General features: G+C 29.8%; 23 protein-coding genes and 1 riboswitch. Of the genes, 1 reads left to right on the top strand and 22 read right to left on the bottom strand.

The window, feature by feature from the left end:
• Position 1: 1 nt before the first annotated feature.
• From KQI86_RS09935 to KQI86_RS09925, 3 genes are all read right to left on the bottom strand, one after another.
• Entirely contained in the window at positions 2 to 676 is a 675-nt protein-coding gene (locus KQI86_RS09935) for an ABC transporter ATP-binding protein (protein ID WP_216439114.1), read from the bottom strand.
• A 141-nt stretch (positions 677 to 817) separates the two neighbouring features.
• Positions 818 to 1,876 carry a sensor histidine kinase gene (locus KQI86_RS09930; RefSeq protein ID WP_216439113.1) on the bottom strand — a complete coding sequence of 353 codons (1,059 nt, stop codon included), beginning with the start codon at positions 1,874 to 1,876 and terminating at the stop codon, positions 818 to 820.
• Entirely contained in the window at positions 1,873 to 2,562 is a 690-nt protein-coding gene (locus KQI86_RS09925; RefSeq protein ID WP_216439112.1) for a response regulator transcription factor, read from the bottom strand. Before KQI86_RS09925 ends, KQI86_RS09930 begins: the two co-directional genes overlap by 4 nt.
• 224 nt (positions 2,563 to 2,786) lie before the next feature.
• On the opposite strand from KQI86_RS09925, the gene KQI86_RS09920 reads away from it, so the two are divergent.
• The gene (locus KQI86_RS09920; protein WP_216439111.1) at positions 2,787 to 3,743 is read left to right on the top strand and encodes a DMT family transporter; all 957 of its coding nucleotides are present in this window, start codon (positions 2,787 to 2,789) and stop codon (positions 3,741 to 3,743) included.
• A 43-nt stretch (positions 3,744 to 3,786) separates the two neighbouring features.
• On the opposite strand, the gene KQI86_RS09915 is transcribed toward KQI86_RS09920, so the two are convergent.
• The 19 genes from KQI86_RS09915 to KQI86_RS09825 form a co-directional block, all read right to left on the bottom strand.
• Entirely contained in the window at positions 3,787 to 5,199 is a 1,413-nt protein-coding gene (locus KQI86_RS09915; protein WP_216439110.1) for a sensor histidine kinase, read from the bottom strand.
• 2 nt (positions 5,200 to 5,201) lie between these two features.
• Positions 5,202 to 5,918 (bottom strand): response regulator transcription factor, encoded by a 717-nt coding sequence (locus KQI86_RS09910; protein ID WP_216439109.1) that lies wholly within the window; start codon positions 5,916 to 5,918, stop codon positions 5,202 to 5,204.
• A gap of 171 nt (positions 5,919 to 6,089) precedes the next feature.
• Positions 6,090 to 6,293: a hypothetical protein gene (locus tag KQI86_RS09905; protein WP_216439108.1), complete on the bottom strand. Its 204-nt coding sequence runs from the start codon at positions 6,291 to 6,293 to the stop codon at positions 6,090 to 6,092.
• A 4-nt stretch (positions 6,294 to 6,297) separates the two neighbouring features.
• The gene (locus KQI86_RS09900; RefSeq protein ID WP_216439107.1) at positions 6,298 to 7,062 is read right to left on the bottom strand and encodes a hypothetical protein; all 765 of its coding nucleotides are present in this window, start codon (positions 7,060 to 7,062) and stop codon (positions 6,298 to 6,300) included.
• 3 nt (positions 7,063 to 7,065) lie between these two features.
• Positions 7,066 to 7,953 carry an ABC transporter ATP-binding protein gene (locus KQI86_RS09895; RefSeq protein ID WP_216439106.1) on the bottom strand — a complete coding sequence of 296 codons (888 nt, stop codon included), beginning with the start codon at positions 7,951 to 7,953 and terminating at the stop codon, positions 7,066 to 7,068.
• 17 nt (positions 7,954 to 7,970) lie between these two features.
• Positions 7,971 to 8,990, bottom strand: coding sequence for a hypothetical protein (locus KQI86_RS09890; protein ID WP_246582734.1), 1,020 nt, complete (start codon positions 8,988 to 8,990; stop codon positions 7,971 to 7,973).
• A gap of 274 nt (positions 8,991 to 9,264) precedes the next feature.
• Complete coding sequence (locus KQI86_RS09885) at positions 9,265 to 10,113, bottom strand: 2-oxoacid:ferredoxin oxidoreductase subunit beta (RefSeq protein ID WP_216439105.1); 849 nt, start codon at positions 10,111 to 10,113, stop codon at positions 9,265 to 9,267.
• Positions 10,113 to 11,783 carry a 2-oxoacid:acceptor oxidoreductase subunit alpha gene (locus KQI86_RS09880; RefSeq protein WP_216439104.1) on the bottom strand — a complete coding sequence of 557 codons (1,671 nt, stop codon included), beginning with the start codon at positions 11,781 to 11,783 and terminating at the stop codon, positions 10,113 to 10,115. The genes KQI86_RS09885 and KQI86_RS09880 overlap by 1 nt, the downstream gene beginning before the upstream one ends.
• A gap of 162 nt (positions 11,784 to 11,945) precedes the next feature.
• Positions 11,946 to 12,524, bottom strand: a complete 579-nt coding sequence (rpsD, locus tag KQI86_RS09875; RefSeq protein ID WP_216439103.1) for a 30S ribosomal protein S4 — start codon at positions 12,522 to 12,524, stop codon at positions 11,946 to 11,948.
• Between the two features lie 152 nt (positions 12,525 to 12,676).
• On the bottom strand, positions 12,677 to 13,762 hold the full coding sequence (locus KQI86_RS09870) for a VanZ family protein (protein WP_216439102.1): 1,086 nt from the start codon (positions 13,760 to 13,762) through the stop codon (positions 12,677 to 12,679).
• Positions 13,763 to 13,848: 86 nt separating this feature from the next.
• Positions 13,849 to 14,640: a TraX family protein gene (locus KQI86_RS09865; RefSeq protein WP_216439101.1), complete on the bottom strand. Its 792-nt coding sequence runs from the start codon at positions 14,638 to 14,640 to the stop codon at positions 13,849 to 13,851.
• Between the two features lie 171 nt (positions 14,641 to 14,811).
• Complete coding sequence (locus KQI86_RS09860; RefSeq protein WP_216439100.1) at positions 14,812 to 15,570, bottom strand: ABC transporter ATP-binding protein; 759 nt, start codon at positions 15,568 to 15,570, stop codon at positions 14,812 to 14,814.
• A gap of 1 nt (position 15,571) precedes the next feature.
• Positions 15,572 to 16,681: a FecCD family ABC transporter permease gene (locus KQI86_RS09855; protein WP_216439099.1), complete on the bottom strand. Its 1,110-nt coding sequence runs from the start codon at positions 16,679 to 16,681 to the stop codon at positions 15,572 to 15,574.
• A gap of 14 nt (positions 16,682 to 16,695) precedes the next feature.
• Entirely contained in the window at positions 16,696 to 17,703 is a 1,008-nt protein-coding gene (locus KQI86_RS09850; RefSeq protein WP_216439098.1) for an ABC transporter substrate-binding protein, read from the bottom strand.
• Positions 17,704 to 17,851: 148 nt separating this feature from the next.
• Positions 17,852 to 18,031: riboswitch (cobalamin riboswitch) on the bottom strand.
• Between the two features lie 115 nt (positions 18,032 to 18,146).
• Positions 18,147 to 18,443 carry a hypothetical protein gene (locus tag KQI86_RS09845; protein ID WP_216439097.1) on the bottom strand — a complete coding sequence of 99 codons (297 nt, stop codon included), beginning with the start codon at positions 18,441 to 18,443 and terminating at the stop codon, positions 18,147 to 18,149.
• 14 nt (positions 18,444 to 18,457) lie between these two features.
• The gene (locus KQI86_RS09840) at positions 18,458 to 19,084 is read right to left on the bottom strand and encodes a hypothetical protein (RefSeq protein ID WP_216439096.1); all 627 of its coding nucleotides are present in this window, start codon (positions 19,082 to 19,084) and stop codon (positions 18,458 to 18,460) included.
• 159 nt (positions 19,085 to 19,243) lie between these two features.
• Positions 19,244 to 19,663 carry a MarR family winged helix-turn-helix transcriptional regulator gene (locus KQI86_RS09835; RefSeq protein ID WP_216439095.1) on the bottom strand — a complete coding sequence of 140 codons (420 nt, stop codon included), beginning with the start codon at positions 19,661 to 19,663 and terminating at the stop codon, positions 19,244 to 19,246.
• Positions 19,664 to 19,804: 141 nt separating this feature from the next.
• Positions 19,805 to 20,218 carry an adenosylmethionine decarboxylase gene (gene speD, locus KQI86_RS09830; RefSeq protein WP_216439547.1) on the bottom strand — a complete coding sequence of 138 codons (414 nt, stop codon included), beginning with the start codon at positions 20,216 to 20,218 and terminating at the stop codon, positions 19,805 to 19,807.
• Between the two features lie 64 nt (positions 20,219 to 20,282).
• Positions 20,283 to 21,473, bottom strand: a complete 1,191-nt coding sequence (locus KQI86_RS09825) for a bis-aminopropyl spermidine synthase family protein (RefSeq protein WP_216439094.1) — start codon at positions 21,471 to 21,473, stop codon at positions 20,283 to 20,285.
• Between the last annotated feature and the right edge of the window lie 556 nt (positions 21,474 to 22,029).

Genomic DNA, 22,029 nt, shown 5'->3' with positions numbered 1-22,029 from the left:
TTTACCTCCTTGTGTTTACAATCTTACCGTCTTCAATTCTTATAATACGGTCTGCCATTTGGGCAATTTCTTCATTATGAGTAATCATCACAATGGTTTGGCTAAACTTTTCACTAGTAACTTTTAAAAGCCCCAATACTTCCTGCCCTGTTTTCCCATCTAAATTTCCCGTTGGCTCGTCAGCAAGTATGATAGATGGTTTAGTAGCCAATGCTCTTGCTATTGCCACACGTTGTTGTTGTCCACCTGAAAGGTTGTTTGCCATGTTTTTTTGTTTGTCTTTTAACCCCAATGTAGTAATAATCCTATTAACATACTCCTGATCAACTTCATTGCCGTCAAGCTCTATAGGTAGCACAATGTTTTCATAAACATTCAATATAGGAACAAGGTTATAGTTTTGGAATACAAATCCTATGTTTCTACGTCTAAAAATAGTTAACTCTTCATCATTCATAGTGAAAATATCATTATTATCTACTATAACTTTTCCATCTGTAGGTCTATCAAGCCCTCCTAACATATGTAATAATGTACTTTTCCCAGATCCTGAAGTACCTACAATAGCTACAAATTCTCCTTTTTTAATGCTTACATCAACCCCATCTAAAGCTTTTACGATATTTGGCTCCTTACCATAGTATTTATTAAGATTTTTTGTTGACAAAATACTCATGTAATTCCTCATCTCCCTATTTAATCAAGTTTTATACTTTTATATTATCAATAAAATATCTCAAAGCAGTTACAAATTCAAAATCAAATATAACAGTTTTGTAACATAAAAATACCATAGCTCTTTTGAAGCCATGGTACTTCAATTTTGTAGGAATATAGAAAAGGTTGATCCAATATCTTTTTTGGATTTAACTTTTATATATCCCCCTTGTTTACTTATAATTTCCCTTGCAAGATATAGTCCTACTCCCACTCCCTCTTTATCTAAAGCCTCCGTTCCTCTGTAAAATCGCTTAAATATATTATTAATATCATCTTTTTCTATACCCATGCCATTATCTTTAACATTAATCCTTGTAAACATTTCAAATTCTTTTACTTCAATTTTTATAGCTCCACCACATTGAGTATATTTAATAGCATTTTCAAGTATATTCAATATAGCTTCAATGGTCCATTTTTTATCATGACATAATTGAATATTTCTATCACAGTCAATAGCGACAGATATATTTTTTTCTTCCGCTTTTAAATATATGCCCCCTATAGCTTGAGCTATAGTTTCTTCAATTTTTGAGCTGGTCTTATTTAAACATATTAAGCCTGTCTCAAGCCTGGACATTTTAATGAGTGCCTCCATAAGCCATTGAAGCTTTGAGATTTGGGATTCCATATTATATAAAAACTTTTGTTCCTGTTCTTTTGTTACTTCTCTTTCCATCAAAGTAGCATTATACATAGATATATTTGCAATAGGGGTTTTTACCTGATGAGATATATCCAATATTAGTGATTTAACGTTATTTTGCTCATCCATATTTTTTTGCCTTTGGTAATTAATCATATCTATTAGCTTCTTCAATCGATTTTCTAGTTTTGACATAAGACTTTCCTTATTGGTTTCAAAGTAAACCATCTGCTTATCCGATATTGCATCATCAATAAGCTTACACATCTTATCTGAAAATTTCACAATTTCAGCTCTCATGAACCATAAAAAAGATATTGATGTCATCAATAATAATATGATAAAAATTACTGCCATAATAAAAAAAGAATATGCTTTACCTGTAATTTCAGGATACATACCTACAATGCTTCTTATATTCATAAACAGCAATAGTAAAAACAAAGTAGAAAGTGTTAAAAATATACTTCCAAAGACAATATATATCTTTTTAACGGATACTGATTTCATCTTTCATCACCTATCCACATATAACCTATACCATAAACAGTTTTAATATACTTAGGCTTAGATGGATCACTCTCTATTTTGCTTCTAAGCCTGTTTATATTCACTGTTAATGTATGTTCATCAATAAAATCACATTCCTTATCCCACAATGCCTCAAGTAAAACTCCTCTTGTTAAAACTTGCCCTCTTCCTTTTACCAATGCGTTCAAAAGCTTGTACTCTATTGGAGTTAAAATAATATTGTCTCCGTCTTTTGAAACTGTCATCTTATCGAAATCAAATGTCAATTCATCTATCACCATGATGTTTGATACTTTATTGCTTTTTTTATAACGGCGAAACACAGCTAATACCCTTTCTCTCAATATACTCAGACTAAATGGCTTGGTTATGTAATCATCAGCCCCTAATTTAAAACCTGTAACTTCATCAAATTCCATATCACAGGCCGTAAGAAATATAATGCCTATCTCTTCATTTTCCCTAATTTTTTTACATAATTCAAAACCGCTTCCATCTGGAAGGTTTACATCTAATATAGCCATATCAATAGATGTCTTCTTTAAAACTTCTTCTGCTTCCTTTATAGAAAAAGTAGTTATAGTTTCAAAGCCATCTGCCTGCAAATTAAAACAGATGCCATTATTGAGCATCTTATCATCTTCTACTACAAGAATCCTACCCATATTATCAAATCCTTTCTCATTATTTCAACTATATAATATATTACATTTTCTTACTTCATCCTATTATAAGCTTGCTTTTTTACTCAAGGCTATCTTATATAAACTATTTCTATTTCATATTTACTTTTCCTTCTTTTCATATAGAAAGATACTATCTTTTCGTGTGCTGACATATAAGTATATAGTAGTAAGTTTAAAATATTACCCCTAGGAGGAATATAAAAATGGAAGTTTCTCATAAAAAAAAGGCTTATTTTGCCGCTATATTGTATGCCTTTATAATAGGTTTCTCATTTTTATTCATAAAGCTAACTCTCACTGTAGCTACACCCCTGGATACACTTGCTCATCGCTTTACAATCTCTTTTGTTTTTGCCTCTATTCCTGTTTTATTAGGATGGATAAAACTAAACATAAACAAGAATGATATACTTAATATTTTGCCTTTGGCACTGTTTTATCCTGCTATGTTTTTTGCTTTTCAAATTTTCGGACTAGTTCATGTGTCCTCTTCTGAAGCTGGAATCATTCAAGCAACCACTCCTATTTTTACAATGATATTTGCAACATTTTTTTTAAAGGAACATTCCAGTGGCTTACAGAAAATATCATTACTTTTATCTGTGTCAGGTGTTATTTATATCTTTTTTATGAAGGGGATAAATTTTAAAAGCAATGCTTTTATAGGAGTAGTATTTATTTTTTTATCTTCTCTTTCCTTTGCTAGTTATAATGTGCTAGCAAGGAAGATGACAAGGAAATATACTCTTATAGATTTAACTTATATAATGACTGCTATAGGATTTTTATCTTTTAATATTATGTCACTTATTAATCATAGTCTAAAAGGAACTCTTAATCTTTACTTCAAACCCTTTGCAAGTCCATTATTTGTGGTTTCAATAATTTATCTAGGAGTGTTATCTTCGCTTATTACATCATTGCTATCAAACTATGCATTATCTAAAATAGAGGCCTCTAAGATGAGTGTTTTTAGTAATCTTTCCACATTAATAACTATGGTTGCTGGTGTAATATTTTTAAAAGAAAAACTAGAGTACTTTCATATTATTGGAGCAGCCATGATTCTTCTTGGAATAATTGGAACAAATTTTTTAGATAAAAAAATAATAAATGACAAATTAGATGAAAAGTTAGAAAATAAAAAAATTAAAGATTAAAGGTGGCCTTCTTAGCCACCTCTAAATAATTTTTTCATATATTTTAAAGAACTATTTCAATTTTAGTTCCTACCCCAAATTCACTTTCTATGTTTATAACGCCATCATGCGCTTCTACAATATCCTTTGCTATGGCCATTCCAAGTCCAGAACCTTTATGCCTTTTCCCTGTATTTGTTCCTCTATAATATCTTTCAAAAATATATTTAAGATCCTCTTCTTTAATTCCCTTTCCATTATCTATGATGAAAATATGAATTCTATCTTTCTTCTCTACTCTAACTTCTATATCTACATTTTCATTATTATGAACAATAGCATTATACAACATATTGGTGATAACTCTTTTTATTAATATCTCATCTACATCCTTTTCAATAACTTCCCTTGTGGCTGAAAAATCAATATTCACATTGCTAGTTTGTGGATTATTTAAAATATCTATTACAACTCCTCTAACTAAGCTTACAATGTTGGTGTTTTTTAAATTTAAAACAAGAACTTTATTCTTTAATCTAGTACTTAGATTTAAATCATCTATAAGGTCTTTTATATAGTTAGATTTGTCCTCTATTATTTTACTGTATTCTCTAACTTCTTCTTTTGTAAAATCATATTCTTCACTGGATAAAGTCTCAGCATACCCTTTCACTGAAACTAATGGTGTTTTTATATCGTGAGAAATATTTGATATCCATTCTTCCCTCATTTTATCTAACTTTTTTCTTTCCTCTTCATTGCTTCTAAGCTTTGAGGATAAATTATTTATATTATAATAAATTTCTTTATAAATTCCTTTTTCTTCTCTTTTTAAATCATACTCTCCTTCTGACAGACTTTTAACATCCTTTATAATATTTACTAATGGTTTGGTAAGTCTCCTACTAAATAAATATCCAAAAAATAAAGCTATAAGGGCATCAATAAACAAAATTATATATATTGCAGCTTCCAAACCATTACTTAAGTTATAAGTATCATAAGAAATAACATTTCTCTTTATCCTTTCAGATGGAAATCCTATAATATAACTATAATTTCTGTTTCCAAGTTTCTTTTCTCCTACAAATATAGTGGACATACTATCAGGTAGAATATATTTATATGCATGTATCAGTTCTACAGGTGTATAGTGACTTTTAACTTTAACAGGTTTTCCGTAGTTATAAACTTCATTTCCTCCCTCATCTAAAACTTGTATCCAAGCTTCTTCTTCTTTTAAAATTTTTTCTCCATTACCATGGATATATATTTTATCTTTATCTTCTATCAGATAATCTTTAAATTCCCTTGTAAGATCCTCTGGTGAAGAATAACTAATACCATTTATTATATCAATACCACTTCTATTTTTACTAAGTACGAAAATAGCTCCTCCAATAATATTGATAATTATTACAATAATAGCGACTAAAACTACAGTTATAATAAATCTGCCTGTTATTTTCCAATTCATATCTATTCATCCTTTAAAACAAACTTATATCCTAAACCTTTTACATTAATAATATACTTCGGATTAGATGGATCCTCTTCAATTTTCTCTCTTAATCTTCTTATATGCACCATTATAGTGTTATCAAAACCTATATAATCTTCTCCCCACACTTCACTACACAACTTTTCCTTACTCATAATTTGATTAGCATGCTTTGCCATATGTAAAAATATTTTATATTCTTTGGGTTTCAATTCTATTAGTTCTCCACTTTTCCTAACTTCTATTTTTTCCTCATCAATTTGAAAAGGTCCAAAATTCAATATAGCACTCTTATTTTCTGCTTCTTCATTATAATTGCTTCTTCTTAAATGAGCTTTTATTCTATAGGCAACTTCCTTAGTGCTAAAAGGTTTTGTTATATAGTCATCTCCTCCCAATGCAAACCCTAGTACTCTATCAATTTCTTCAGTTTTTGCTGACATAAATAAAATAGGCACATTGGAAGTTTCTCTAATTTTTTTACAAACCTCATATCCTTCCTCATCAGGTAGCATAATGTCTAAGAGAATAATATCTGGATTAATTCTTTTAAATAAGGTAAATCCGCTCTCTCCTTCCTCAGCTGTATATATATTTTCAAAACCTTCCTTTTTTAATACCATAGATAATAACTTTAATATATCCTCTTCATCATCTATTATTAATATCTTTTTTTTGCTTAATGACGTTTCCATATTAAACACTCCTATCAGCTTTTCCTATTATTTATCCGATGACTAACTGCTGCATATTAATTATATCCTAATACTAATTATACACTACAAGAAAAGAACCAAATAATATTTTTTAAATTTGGCTCTTCTTTTTGACTTTTTACTTTTTCTAATAATTATTATTTAACTTTATTATTTGTAAGGATAAAACATATATACCAACGCTAACCCCATTATAAAAAATACAAGTCCTATGGCTAGAAAGACTAAAGTATTTCCGTCCCATGCTGGTTTATTTCTAAAAGCTCTCCATCTATAGGATGCGCTGCTCATTCCCATAAAAAGAAATCCAATAAATAAAACTATTATACTAAGTAGAAATAAAGTATTTGTCATCTATTTATCTTTTATTTTCTTTAGTAAATGCAGCATATGTGAGTTTGGGTAAAATTAAACATCCTGCTATAAATATAACTCCTTGAATTAGCATTACCCCTATACTTGCTTTATATTTTATTAGCTGTGAAGACATCATTCCCCATAATGGAGTCATAACAATAAGTTTACTAGGTAAAAAATGTTCTAGTATATATGGTATTCCCATGATCAAGCCACCAAAAATAAATGGCATAGAGGCAGATTTACTTATGGATGATAAGTATAACCCTAACTGGGAGAAGAAAAAAGAAGCTATAATTACTGTAATAATTACTATTATCATCATTTGCAGCACATTTAAATTTGAACTTATTCCTTTGAAATACCAAAGACTTTTTAATGGCATGTCCAAACCTTTAAAATTCACTTTCATAAGCCCATTTAAATATATGGTAATCACCATAGATAAGTTTACTATAGAAGTTGCTATACCAGCTCCTATTCCCTTAGCTATAACTAATTTTTTCTTTCCATTTTGTGTAGTGTTTATTAGATCGCTCATGCTTGAATTATACTCTAAGGTATAAGCGCCAGACAAAATCATAAACATAACCAGTCCCATTATAGGTGCATATCCATAACTTTTATAAAAAATATCTGCATAAACATCACTTAAAGTACCATTGTGAATTAATAAGGTCCCTAACAGTAATGATGCTACCCAAGTTATTAAAATACTTTTTTTAAATAGCATTTTTCTTAATTCTGATTTTATAAGTGTACTCATTTATTATACCTCCTTTGTGTTTTCTAAATCGAAATAAAACATATAGACATCCTCAAATTTAGGTTCTATAACCTCTGCATTTGCATAGGATATGACTTTATCGCTTACAATTCTAAGTTCAGTAAAATCTATTCCTCTTTGAAGATTTACTACCTTATATTTATTTTGTATTTCTGCCAGTTGATTTTCATCATTGGTTCTTATTCTATATACTTTTCCATTCATATCAGATAGAATTTCCCTATGGCTTCCTTTCATAATTATTTCACCATTTTTTATCATAATAGTTTCCTTTGCTATAGATTCTATGTCGGAAATAATATGAGTTGAAAGTATTATTATCTTATCTTTTGATATCTCTGATAATAGATTTCTAAACCTTGTCCTCTCTTGAGGATCTAATCCTGCTGTTGGCTCGTCTAATATTATAATTTTAGGGTCGTTTAATAACACCTGAGCAATTCCCACTCTTCTTTTCATTCCTCCTGAAAACTTTCCAACAGCTTTATTTCTTACATCATATAATCCAACTAAATTTAGCAATTCTTCTATCTTTTTATATGCATCCTTTTTATCTATACCTTTTAATGCTGCTACATACTGTAAAAAGTTCTTAGCTGAAAAGTTTTTATAAGCTCCAAATTCTTGTGGTAAATAACCTATAACCCCTCTATATTTATCTTCTATACTATAAATATTTTTACCATTGTAGATTATCTCTCCACTTGTAGGCTTAATCAATGTAACTATTTGTTTCATTAAGGTTGTTTTTCCTGCTCCATTAGGGCCTAAAAGTCCATATACTCCATTTTCCAATGTAAGTGTTATTTTATTATTTGCATTTTTCTTTCCATAGCTTTTAGTCAAATTTTTTATTTCAAGTTTATTCATAATTAACTCCTCCTAATTTATCTTGTTAAAATTTTTTTAAAGATACTTGTACATAAAAACATACTCATAAATAAAGTAGCTATCATAATCCCCAAGCATAAGTTTGTTACATCTAAACTCATATTAAATAATTTTAATCTTCCAGAATACATTCCAGCAAATTCATTGAAATTGAATACTAAATCTATATAATTGATTTTTGAAAGTATCAACAATACTTCTTTTGGTAGCCATTTAATTAAAATCATTGCTTTTCCTAAAAATAGAAAGACTAAAAAGCTGCTTGTAGATTGAATAGAATTTGTAGTAATAAATGAAAATAAGCTTGCTAATACTCCTAATGTCATAAGGATTATTAGAATTATACCTATTTTAAGTAGTATGAATCCGAATATTGTATAGACATCTTTAAGTAATAATGGGTTGTCCAATATTCTTATGGCCTGTAACCCTCCATTGATGGGTTTTCCATATTGTATATAGGTAATTATAAATTGTATCCCTAAATATACAGCATATAAACTTGTTGGAATCCCTATACTTAAGGCCAGTTTTGAATATAGAACTTTATTTTTATTTCTTGATGATAAAATTAAATTATCAACAGTTGATATAATCTCGTCTGTATATATGTTAGAAAAAACAATTATTATGATGATAAGCATAATAAAAATCATAAATGGATGAGATGCTCTATGATTAAACACCTTCCAAAACTTAATATCCTTATATTCATTGAACTTTATTGCAGCTAGTTTTTTATTAGATATTTCTTTTAGTTCTTTTGAAATATCATCTTTTTCTTCATTTTCACTAACCTCTTTTAATAGTTGAACTTTCATATTAAACTGCTCTTCCATTGTCATTGAATTTTTACTTATATCTTCTACGGATTGATAATTTTCATTTTTATAATCACTCGTCCCTTCTAATTGTGGTTTTATAAATACCATTGATGTAGAAAGGATAAAAAATAATATTAAATCAATTATTCCATTTTTTGATTTAAATATTTTTTTAATTTCCCAAGTAATCATTATTTCTTCCTCCTGTCTCTTCTTGACTACAAATATATTCTAACCCCCTATACTTAACTCTTAATAACATGAATCTTAATTTAAACTTACAATTATAAATTTTCTGTTGTTTGTTCATGCCAAAAAATAGCAAAGGTAGATTTAAAATCCCTCTACCTTTGTATTTTTCACTAGGGTAAATAAATCATCGCTTTTCTAAATAAAAAAGTGCACCTCCAAATGCTATAAGCGTCTAACATTTAGGGTGCACTTCATAATCACTCTGCTTTCATTATTATATAAATTCTCCAATAAGCTTTTCCGAATCCATTGAGTTAATCTCTCTATAAACTAGAGGAGGACCATTTTTTATAGTTGGGAACTTATCTTCATAGGTTTCTTTTTCAACCTTGTATATTATACCAATAGGTATTTTATCTCCAAACTCCCTAGCTTTTTTAAATGCTTCTTCCTTATTAGTGTAATCATAATTTTCATCAATATGGTAAACCCTCTTTTTATACCAAGCAAATGTATTTACTTTATTCCAAACAACACAGGGTTGAAGTATATCCACATGAGCATATCCTTTAAACTTTATTGCCTCTTTCATAATCTTTACTAAGTGAGGAATATCTCCTGAGAATCCTCTAGCTACAAAACCCGCTCCCATTGTTAAGGATAGAGCTAAAGGCTCAAGTGGTTCGTTTTTTACACCATCAAATTGTAGTGTAGTAATTTGCCCTGTAGCTGTAGTTGGGGAACCTTGTCCTTTAGTTAAACCATAAATTTGATTGTTGTGTACAAAATGAGCTATATCTATATTTCTTCTTATAGCGTGAATAAAGTGGTTGCCTCCTTCTCCGTAAGTGTCGCCATCTCCTGATTCTACTATCACCTTTAAATCCTTATTTGCCATTTTTATTCCTATGGCTGGAGGGAGAGCTCTTCCGTGAAGACCGTTGAAGCCATTTATTTTTATGAAGTGAGGCATTTTCGCAGCCTGACCTATTCCAGAAACTAAAACTACCTTGCTGCATTCTAAATTTAATTCTTCAAGGGCCTGCTTTAACGCTTCCCTTATCATAAAGTTTCCACAACCAGGACACCAAGCAGCTTCTTTAAGCTTGTATTCACAATTCATTATAACACCTCCTCTTTTAATCTATGGTAGATTTCGTCGCCGCTAAAGGCACGTCCATCATATTTCAATATCTTATGAGTACACTTAAACAATGCCTCTTCTCTTATTAAGCTGTCTAGCTGAGCTGTGGCATTTTGCTCAATATCTATTATCTTACTAGCATATTTTCTTCCCTCTAATAGTTTTTTAGTTGGGAAAGGCCAAATATCACCATAAACTAAAGCTCCTATAGACACCCCTTCTTTTTCTAACCTTTCTACAGCTTCTTTAACTGCGCCATAGGTGGAACCCCAGCATACTATTAAGTTTTCAGCTTTTTCTTGACCTATTACCCATGGCTCAAGAAGTTCTTTTTTTAATCCCTCTAGCTTTCTCATTCTCTTATCTACCATGTTTTTTCTAACTTCATCATCTTCGGTAATATTTCCATACTCATCATGTTCATCACTATCTACAAGAACCACTTGATTCTTTATTTGCCCTGGAATTAATCTTGGAGAAATTCCACTTTCACTGTATTTATACCTTTTATATTCCCCTTCACCTATGTCATTTTCACTGGCAATATGCCTTTCTATAGTAACCTTTTTAAAATCGAAGGGTTTAATCGTTGACATGCTATCTGAAAAATATTGATCGCTCATTAAAAGTACAGGTATTTGATATTTTTCAGCCGTATTAAAGGCTTTTGCCGTTTGATAAAATGCATCTTCTACATTTCTTAATGCAATTACCATTCTAGGAAATTCCCCATGACCTGCATGTATTAAGAATCTAAGATCTGATTGCTCTGTTCTGGTTGGAAGACCTGTTGCTGGTCCTGGTCTTTGTACATTTATTACAACTACTGGTGTTTCTATTATTCCTGCTAAACTTAGGGCTTCTACCATTAAAGAAAATCCCCCTCCTGAAGATCCAGTCATAGCCCTTACTCCAGCGTAGGAAGCACCTAGCGCCATGTTTAAAGCAGCTACTTCATCTTCTACTTGATCTACAGCAATGCCCATTTTCTCACTTTTAGATGCAATGTAACTTAGCACCCCAGTAGAAGGAGTCATAGGGTAGCCGCAATAAAACTTACATCCCGCTGCTATTGCTCCTAGCGCCACTGCTTCATTTCCATCAATTAAAATATTTTCATCCTTAAAAACTTTTAAATTGTATTTTACCTCTGTCAGTTCGTATCCTAATTCCAAAGCTTTAATATTTATATCAGTTACCTTTTCATTTAGTTTATCTCTTATAACTTCTTTAGCTATATCTATTGGAAGTCCAAGGTACTTAAGTATTGCTCCTAATCCTACCGTTGGATAAACTTTAGTATTTTTTAGCTCTTTTGCCCTATAGGTTAATGGTAAATGTATTATGTCTTCTTCTTTTGCTACTTCTATATCTGCAATTACTATGCCGCCTTCTTTAAGCCTCCCATTATGGCTGCTTACAGTTTCCTCATTTAAAGCAAATATAATATCTACTTTTGAGCTGTGAGAGTATATTGGTTCATCTGAAAATCTTATTTGAGTAAAATTATGTCCCCCTCTCACCCTAGACATGAAATCATTATTAGTAAATACGTAAAATCCGCAGCGCTTTAATGTTTTATCTAATAATTTTGAAAAAGTATCTATACCTTGCCCTGCCGCGCCGCCTACTAATATACTATAGTCCATGATCCATCCCTCCTTATAAAATATATGCTTATAACGCACAAAGGAAAGAATTATATATTTTCAAATTCTTTCCCTTCCTCATTTTATGATTAATTGAATAAAAAAAGACCCATCTTAAAATAGAATTTAGCTTCTATTTTAAAATGGCTCTCTCAAGCAAACTTAATTCTTTGAATAAAATTCGATTATTCTCGAATCAATTACATCTATAGGTACCGCTTCTCTTGAAGGCTTTTTAACTAGCTTTCCTGAGAAGTTTTCAATATCCTTTTCTAAATAATCTATACTTAAAGAAGTGGATTGGAAATTTTCAATAAACAATTCATTTTTTCTCGATTTTTCCATTAAGGTAATAGCATCTCCTATATTAACTCTGTATGAAGGAATATCTATCTTTTTGCCGTTAACTAATATATGACCATGAACTACCATTTGGCGTGCCTGTCTAAGAGTTGAACCGAATCCAAGTCTATAAACTAGGTTATCTAATCTTCTTTCAAGATTTTGAACTAATATTTCACCGGAATTTTCTCTTGTATTAAGAGCTTCATGTACATATCTTCTGAATTGTTTTTCTAGGATTCCATAGTAACCTTTAAGTTTTTGCTTCTCCTGAAGCTGTTTGCCATACTCAGATAGCTTTTGATTTTTAACGCCTCTTTTCAAGGCCTTTGGATGGTTAAATACATTTACACCTAGACGTCTTGCAATTTTGAATCTAGGACCCATTGGTCTTGCCAATTATTACTCCTCCTAAATAAAAAAATTGCGGTATTTTTCGCCAGTCAGCCTATTGATATTATATCAATTTAGTATACAATTGTAAATGTTATTTTTTGCTTTAGATTTATCTTCTATTATCTTAAGGTAGATTGTAAATCGATCTACCTTTATTACTTTGATACAACAATTCGAGTATTACTAATTTTTTCATAAAAAAACCTGTCTTTCTTAATGGCACAAAGTACTCCATGAACTAGAATTAGTAAAATTACTACAAGTTGTATAATATTTATAACAGCAATTCCATAACCGATTTCAGTATTTTGATTTAACTCACCTACAGTAAATAAAATTTTATTAAAACTAAATACTCCAAAATACAAAACACCATATCTTATGAATACTTCTTTAAACTTTAAATTATTTTCTTGTCCTTTTACTCTTGTACTTGTAAGCCATTTACCAACTGTTTTACCATTGGTAAAATAGACAATTAAAATAAAGTATACAAAATATACTATTTCTTCAAAAATAATACTCTCTCTTATATTAGGAATTAAAGCAATTACAAACATGTCTATGAAAAATGCTAAAATTCTTCTAAAATAGCTTACTCTCATTTCTTCAAAGTTTACATTATTATCAATTTCATTTGCATTTGGGAGAAAAAATGTAAACATTGGAGTTAGTAAATATCCAATATAACCACCAAGAGTATTTAAAAATAAATCATCAACATCGAAAATTCTATAAGGAGCATTATAAATACCAAATAACCCAGTAATCTGTGTTATCTCAAAAAATAGTGAAACTAAAAAAGTAATAGTTAAAGTTCTTTTCAAACCAGTTTTAAAATAGTATCTCAAATAGATCCCCAGTGGAGTAAGTAAAATTCCATTAAAAGCTGCCTGTAAAAAAGCTCTTTCAGTTAAAAGATATTTGTAGGTAGAAGGTTCATTTAAAACTACTTTTGTTTCATTAACTATGTCACGAATAAAACTAAAAGGAATTAAGTTGTAGTGTTGAGTACCTGGCCTTTGTAAACTTTTTATATCTCTTGTTTCTGGTAAAGGTAATATTACAAAATAATAAGATGTAATTAAATATAATAGAAAAGAATATAAAATAAAAATTCTAAATTTATTTATATATCCATACTTTTTATATTGATATATTGCAAAAGGAAAAGTAAAAAGTAAAGCTATAAAGGGGAATGTAATAAGTGCAGATCTTATAGGTATCAAATATGATTGCATAAAAAATCCTCCTAACTATTTTTAGTAATTTAAATAGCACAAAAATAATACGTTAATGTATTATTTTTGTATTGTAACAAGCTAATTTATCTATTCATTACATAGCATGATATAATATAGAAAATATATATATGAGTTGGATAGAATAGGTAAAATAAATATTTCATTCCCTTTCCTTTTTTCCCGTTGTACAAGTAGAATAGTGGAGCTGCAAAAGCCATCATCCATTGGTAATTATTAAAGAATAATCCTTTAACACTAAGATCTCCTGTAAACATAACAGCTAAACACATTACTATATATGCTATTAATAATTTTTTTCTATCCCCTCTTAGTAGATACATTATTATTCCTATAAGCACAAATATTGGACCACCTTCAACAAAAATAGGTGTTGGAATAAGGAAAATCAAATATATTAAAGTTTCCACATTTATCATTAAAAATATTGATAAAGCTATAGGTAATATGAATAATATCCCCCCTAAGAATATTTTCATTTCATTTTTTTCTTTTATTGCTTTTGTTATGAAATCTACGATACATAAATACACAGTAATTACAAATAGAGTAGCAAATATATTATTCATTAATGCTAAAGAATCTATTCTTTCAAAATACTTAGGAATTAAGTAATTTCCTATATTCATTAGAACTGATGCTAAATATAGTCTAAGCATGTACTTTTTCTTATTTCGAGTATGAGTGTAACCTTCTACTGTCATAAATATAAATATAGGTGCTACTATTCTACCCACCCACTTAAAAGCCACAGGAATATTTCCTGAAAAACTAAAAAATTCATGAATATGATCAAATATCATAAGTAATAGTCCTGTTATTTTTAATTGAAATCCTGTAAGTCCTCTTTCTTTCATTTTGTTGTCCTCCTTCTAATTATGATTTCACTTTAATTATAAGGAGACAAACTTAACTGATGATAACCTTAATATTAAATAAACCTTAACTTATTTATATTTTAATAAATGATTAAAGAGGCTTCTCTATTATTTAAGAAAGCCTCTTTAATTAAATCAAAATTATTACCTCTAAAGATAAACTATATTAATTTTTCCCGTTCTAGGATGTATTGCAACTTCCGCTTCTACTCCAAATACTTCTTTTAACACCTCAGGTTTTAATACTTCCTCTGGAGCGCCATAGCAAAATACATTTCCTTCTTTAATTACATATATCTTATCACAATACTTTGCAGCAATATTTAAATCATGTAATGCAGCAAATACTGTAAGATTTAAAGACTTTATTATATCCATTATTTGAAGTTGATATTTTATATCTAAATGATTTGTAGGTTCATCTAAAATTAAAAACTTAGCATTTTGAGCTAAAGCTCTTGCAATTAGTACTCTTTGTTTTTCTCCACCTGAAAGTTTGAAAAAGCTTTTATCCCAAGTCTCGTCCATGCCTACTTTTTTTAAAGAATTTATTACTATTTCTATATCTTCTTTACTATCAGTTTGAAAAAATGTTTTATGGGGAGCTCTTCCCATCATTACTACTTCCTCAACTTTAAAATCAAAGCTAATAGGTGACTCCTGTGGAAGGGCGGCCATTTGTTTCGCGGTATCCTTTATGGACATTTTCTTAATATCTTTTTCATTTAAAAATATAGCCCCATTATCAGGAGATATATTTCTATATATGGTTTTCAAAAACGTGGATTTTCCACAACCATTAGGTCCTACAATTCCTACAAACTCTTTTCCCTTTATATCTACAGAAAAATTATTTACTATAGACTTTTTATCTATATTTACACATATATTCTCCGTTCTTAAATTCATATCAATTTCCTCCAAAGGAATAGGAGCCTTTACACATTAAAAACAAGAAAAATGGTGCTCCACACATAGATGTTATTATTCCTATAGGCATTTCTTCTGGTGCTACTAAAGTTCTAGCAATCACATCTGCCCATAAAGTAAATATAGCCCCAAGCAATGCACTTACAGGTAAAACTTTTTTATGGTCAGAACCAACTAATCCTCTACTTACGTGTGGCACCATAAGTCCGATAAATCCTATAGATCCGGCTGCTGACACTACAGTACCTGTGAGCAATGAAGTTATGACTAATATTATTTTTCTGCCATGTTTAATGTTTACCCCAAGTATTACAGCGGAAGTATCTCCCATAAGCATTATGTTTAAAATTCTATGCATAACTAATAATATTATTAAACATAAAATCAGCACTAAAAAAGGAATCTTTAATTTTTCCCATCTTGCTCCAGCAAGACTTCCCATAAGCCAAAACATCACCGTTCTAATTCCTTGCTCATCTTTCGAGCTAAAAATTATAAAGCTAGTTAGAGATGAACATATAGCTGCTATAGCAGTACCTGATAATATTAATTTAGTAGGGGTTATGCCGCCTCCTATGCTAGATACTGTATATACACATACACAAGATATTAAAGCTCCTATAAAAGCTGCTAATCCTAAAGAAGAGTTCTTCATTAATCCAAAACTCCCGAATAGTATAACCATTGTGGCTCCTACAGAAGCCCCTGAAGAAACTCCTAATATATAAGGATCTGCAAGTGGGTTTTTTACTAAGGCTTGCATTGCCACTCCAACTATGGAGAGACCAGCTCCAACTATAGCTCCTAATAGCACTCTAGGTAATCTTACGTTCCATATAATCTCATATAGAGGACCTGACGCTGCCTCTTCATTAATATTAAATACATTATTTATAATTATTTTATAAACTTCTGCTATATCTATCTTAACGGACCCAAGGGCTACACTTAAAGCTATAGAAATTACTAAGGCTACACTAAGTGAAATAAGTATTCCACAAAATACAATTTTATTTTTTCTTATAGACTCCAATATAGATGAAGTACTTATAGATGCGGCACTGCTCTCTTTTGTTATCTTTACAGGCATATTAGACTCCTTTTTTATTTAAATATTTCTGGATAAAATCCTTTTGCTAATCTTTCTACTCCATCTGCATTTCTTACTCCACCCATCATTTCTGTTAGTGGAACAAGAACTATTCTATCATTTTTCACTGCATCAAGGTTTTTAAGCATTGGATTGTTCTTTATCTGTTCTACACTTAAATTACTTCCCATAAAGTAATTTACTACTAGTACATCCGGGTTTCTTGCTATTAGCTCTTCAAAACTTACAGTAGTGTAGCTCTTATCTATATCACCAAATACATTTTTTCCTCCAGCTAAAGTTATAAGCTTATCTTCTAAAGCTACATTACCACAAGTATTAAGTGATTTAGTATCTTCTATTGAATCGATAACTGCTACTTTTACAGGTTCTTTACCTTTTATCTTTTCTTGAACTTTCTCTATTTTATCTTTCATTTCTCCAACTAACTTTTGTCCATTTTCTTCTACTTCAAATATTTTTGATAAGTTTAAAATATCTTCATACACATCTTCAATCTTCTTTTCACCTTTTAGTGTAGATTTAGGTATGTACACTTTTATACCTTTGCTTTCAAGCTCTTCAACTGTCCCTAAATGCTTTTCATCAAAATTACTTGGCCACCCTATTAATATATCAGGATTTTTCTCTAACACTGACTCTAAGGACGCATAGGTCTTTGATAATACTGGTATTTTATCATAAGCTTCTTTATATTCAAGTAATATTTCGTCATCTAAAAATGCTGTTCCTACCATCTTGTCCCCTAATCCTAAAGCTAATAGCATCTCTGTTGGTGACTGATTTAATGTTATAGCCCTTTTAGGAGATTCTTTAAAGGACAAGTTTATTTCATTTTTATCTTGATCATAGGCCTTTATGGATATTTCTTGCTTTGTCCCATTGGAACTATCAACTTTTTCTCCATTAGTCTTTTCAGTTTTTCCACAAGCAACTACAGTGGCTGCCACAGTTAAACTCATAATAATCAACATTAATTTTTTATTGAATTTCTTTAGCATAATGCATTCTCCTTTGAATTAAAATTTTGCAAAATAAAAAGGCATATCCTTTTTAGAATAAGAATATGCCTATAATTTGCTCTTTAAGAATTTGAAAGCTTCTTAATATAATATTATGCACTCCCTTTCCTATTCCTCGTAGGTTATAATGGGTAGAGTTGTTCAGGCAGGTCTCCTGGCTTAGAATCATTGTGCTTTTAAATCCTTCCCATGTATTTCACACAGTGGAATATAATAAAAGCCCTCTTCTTTACAGTAGCGGGACTGCATCGGACTTACACCGATTTCCCTTTTAATCTCAATAGAACCTCGAACTAAGTTATTTAATTTTACTAGAAAAGTATACCATAGATTTTAGATATGTCAATAAAAAACCCTCTAATCATTATGCTTTTAAACCTTCTTAATGCTTACTAAGTAATTTTTTATAATAATATTTTTTATTATTTATGTCCTGTTTTTATAAATTCATAGGATTTTTTAAATAACTTCCAACTATAAAAAGCTCCGATTAAAAACATTGCACTAAAAACCATGGCAAATGGCAAACTAAGAATTTGTGGCACTTGTCCAAACTCTCCTAAACCCATCATTATTTTAACACCAAAAGTCCTTAATATTCCTGCAATAATTGATAACCCAGCAGAAATCCATAATCCAAGTGAGAGTACACTAAGCACTGGCAAAGCAACCAAAGAAATCAAAAACTTGGCTAAATATGTTCTTATATTCCCAATCATTTTTCCCCTCCCATTTATATATGCTCATAATGTAGTACTTTAGAATTTGGATTAATCTTCAATTTTTTAGAATATCGAACTTCTTTAATATAACAACCTGGCCCTATATCAATCTCTTCTCCAATTACAATATCTGCTTCCGTATGTTTAACCTTTATATAAGTTCCTTCTATGGAATTACAAACTAATTTTTTTCTATTCAAGTAAAGTATATTAAAATTTGAAAGTGGATGAGTAGATATTTCAACGGTTCTACTCCCTATAATTTTACCTATATGGCTAGGAGCAGTTATATTTATAAGAACATTTTTTGCAGTTAGCTCATTTTTAATATGAACCGCTCCTTTTGAATGAAATTCTTCTGTAAGAATAGATTTCTCTACATATAAAGAACCTGAGGAATAAATATTCTTGCATTCAACGGATTGAAAACCGCAATGACCTAAATTAGTTATTTTTTTAGCTTCACAGATATTTTTAACTTTAGTAGTTCCATAATTCTCAAAGCTTTCAGTGAATATTCTTCCCTCAAATTGACCACTTCCAATAATGTTTATAATTTTTACATTAAGATCTCTTTGATATTTAGAAAATCCTTTAATCGTAATTTCATCTTCAACATACTCTTCACTCATATTCATCTTCCCCTCCCTTATATATTATTTAATCAGTATATATTTTAACAATTAAAATATATACTGATTAAATCAATTTGTCAATAAATCTAATAACTATAACTACAAAAAGAGCTGTTCCCATTACATGGAAACAACTCAATAAATTTTTTAAACTTTATATAACTATTCAATAATACTAGACATCAAAGCATTTACTTCTTTGAACACATTTTCAATTTGAATTAATTTTTCTTTAGGAAAACTTTTAAATAAATCATTTATTTTATCCTCTCCCTTTTGAGTAAGAGTAACTAGTACAACTCTTCTATCTTCTTTAGTACGAATTCTACAGATTAATCCTTGTTCCTCTAATTTATCACACATAGAAGTAGCAGCACCAGCCGTAACGAAAAATCTTTCGGAGATTTCAGTAATCCTCATACTTTCTAATAACTTTAGCTCAATCATCAACATAAGATGATTTTGTGACAATGTTCCGTTTTTTGTAATGAATTCAATAAAAGCTTTAGATTTTTGTTGGACATTTAGCATTTCTAGCATAATAGAATGTATATATCGATCAACTGAATTTTCTTCACTCAAAGCATTTACCCCCTATTTTAACAATTAAAAATTTAATCAATTAAAATATATATAACTTTAAGCTTATTGTCAAATATCTTATCCCTTTCTATAAAGTACTGCTACAGCTAATAATTAATATTTTTCCTTAAAAATATAATATTATTTTACTGGTTCTGACTTAAATGTTATTATCCCTAAATCCTTTTTAGTATTTTTTATAATGTGCTCCACTATTCCCCTAGATACTTCTGCATAATCGGTTTTTTCTGCCTTTAGTTTCCTTTCCAAATACTCAAATGCATCCCAAGGATTTACCTCATCTCCACAAGTAAATAGATCTACAGCTGCATAGTTATATTCCGGCCATGTATGAATAGTTAAGTGAGATTCTTGAATTATAACAGCTCCACTAACCCCCCAAGGATTAAACATGTGAAATGTACTTGTTACTATTGTAGCTTTAGCTTCTTTTGCTGCCTGAACCATATATTTTTCTATCTTCTCATAATTATTTAATATTTCTTTATCACAATTATAATATTCCACCATAATATGTCTTCCCAGTTGTTCTATTTTCATCATTTATCTCCTTCCCAAGATTTGTTTAATATAGGTTTCTAGTTATTCTAATATAGTTTTATAGACACATTGTAGCTGTATCTTTAGTCATTTCTTTTTCCATAAGCTGAAATATTTGATTATTGCATTTGTAACAGCCCTTTGCTTTTAATTCTTCTATGGTCTTAAATTCTTTTAAGGCGCCAACTTTCATTATTTCACCACATTCTTTACACTTATAAGAACGAACTGTAACTTTTAGCTCCCCAGTATAGATTTTTCCTTCATAAGAAGTTTCTATTGAAGCTTTGGTTTTACTAGTAGTTTTAAGGACAATCATTTGCCCTATACCTCCAATTATTCCTGCACCATCATATGAATTAAATCCATTTAGTATCTCTAAAACTGTAAGACCCATATCTACAAAGGATTTTTGCATAGTAAGTTCAAACTCTGGAGACTTATGTCCATAGGAAAGAAAAACTGTAAGTCCTCTTTCACTTTTTAAAGCTTCAACTCCTCTTGAAAGAAATAGCTCCATTCCTTGAAGAGTATAAGGTGGATCAGTGAACAGACAATCAAATTTATTCTTAAATTTTTCAGATAGTGGTAGTTTTAAATCTATGTATTCACATTGAATTGGAAGATTCTCCTCCTTAGCAATTTTCTTTATATAATCCATAACTCTTCTATCAATATCCATTACAAATATTGTTGTTTTACAATACTTCATATGAGCAAATAATTTTTTCAGTAGAAAACCTAAAGCTATACTTACTAAATCATCGTCTCCTAGGCATAAAATATCTTTACCTATTAATGCGGAGTTTTTAAGGCATAGCATTGCTCTTTTTACAGCTGTATCTACAGTACATTTGGATTGATCTATAGTAACATCCACTTCAGGGCGGTTCATAAATATTTCACTTAATACTTCTTTTATTTCTTTAATTTCCTTATTCTCCTTCCATGGTTCCTGCAATAACTTCATGTATAATTCTTTGTTTAAGCCTAAAAATCCTAACTTATTTTCTATAAAATCTCTCCCTTTTTCAGTGAGCCTTATACCTCTATGTTGAATCAGCGCTCCCTGTTTAATAAACTCTTTTTTAATAGCTGCTATTAGTGGAATAGGTAAAAGGTTATTTCTGGCTAATTCTTTCGTAGAAATACCTTCTTTAAAATATATATCTATTAAAATATTTTTTATTGCTTCCTCTCCATCCTCTATATTTACATTTTCACTTACTTTCTGTAGGTAATTATTCATTACTATCTCCCTTTCTTACAATATGAAAAATTAAAATTGCAACCTTTACCAACAGAATAGTCTCAAGTCAGAACATAGATAAAAATATAAAAAGGCTATAGTAACACAAAGTCACCACAGCCTTTTATAACTTTTGATATATGTCAAAATAGTACTCTTTTAAAACCATACATGATATGAACAATCTCAAAAATAATAAGCACAATTTTAATATATCCATTAAAAATTCAAATTAAATGGATATTAATTTAACCTGCTTAAATTTTAAGATATTGTTTTAAAATCACATGGTAAAAAATACACTTCCCCTTTAGGGCATAAAAATACCGTGCAAAAGCACGGCCTACTAACATATATAAATAAGGTTGAATGCTATCCGTGTTCTAACTCAATCCTAAAAAACCCATCAACAAGTAAACCTAAATAACTTAGATTTTTAAAAGTTTTTTAAGATACAACTATTCAGTTGGTTAATTTAGAACACTCTCGCGGACATCAAGTTCTCCCCTTCATTTCTTTTTGTTTTTTCCTTATATTGTTTAATATTCTTGTCTTG

It is taken from the genome of Clostridium mobile, assembly GCF_018918285.1.
Taxonomy (GTDB): domain Bacteria; phylum Bacillota; class Clostridia; order Clostridiales; family Clostridiaceae; genus Clostridium_AW; species Clostridium_AW mobile.
Note: the sequence above shows the minus strand (reverse complement) of the source record. Positions and strands in the feature narration are given on the sequence as shown.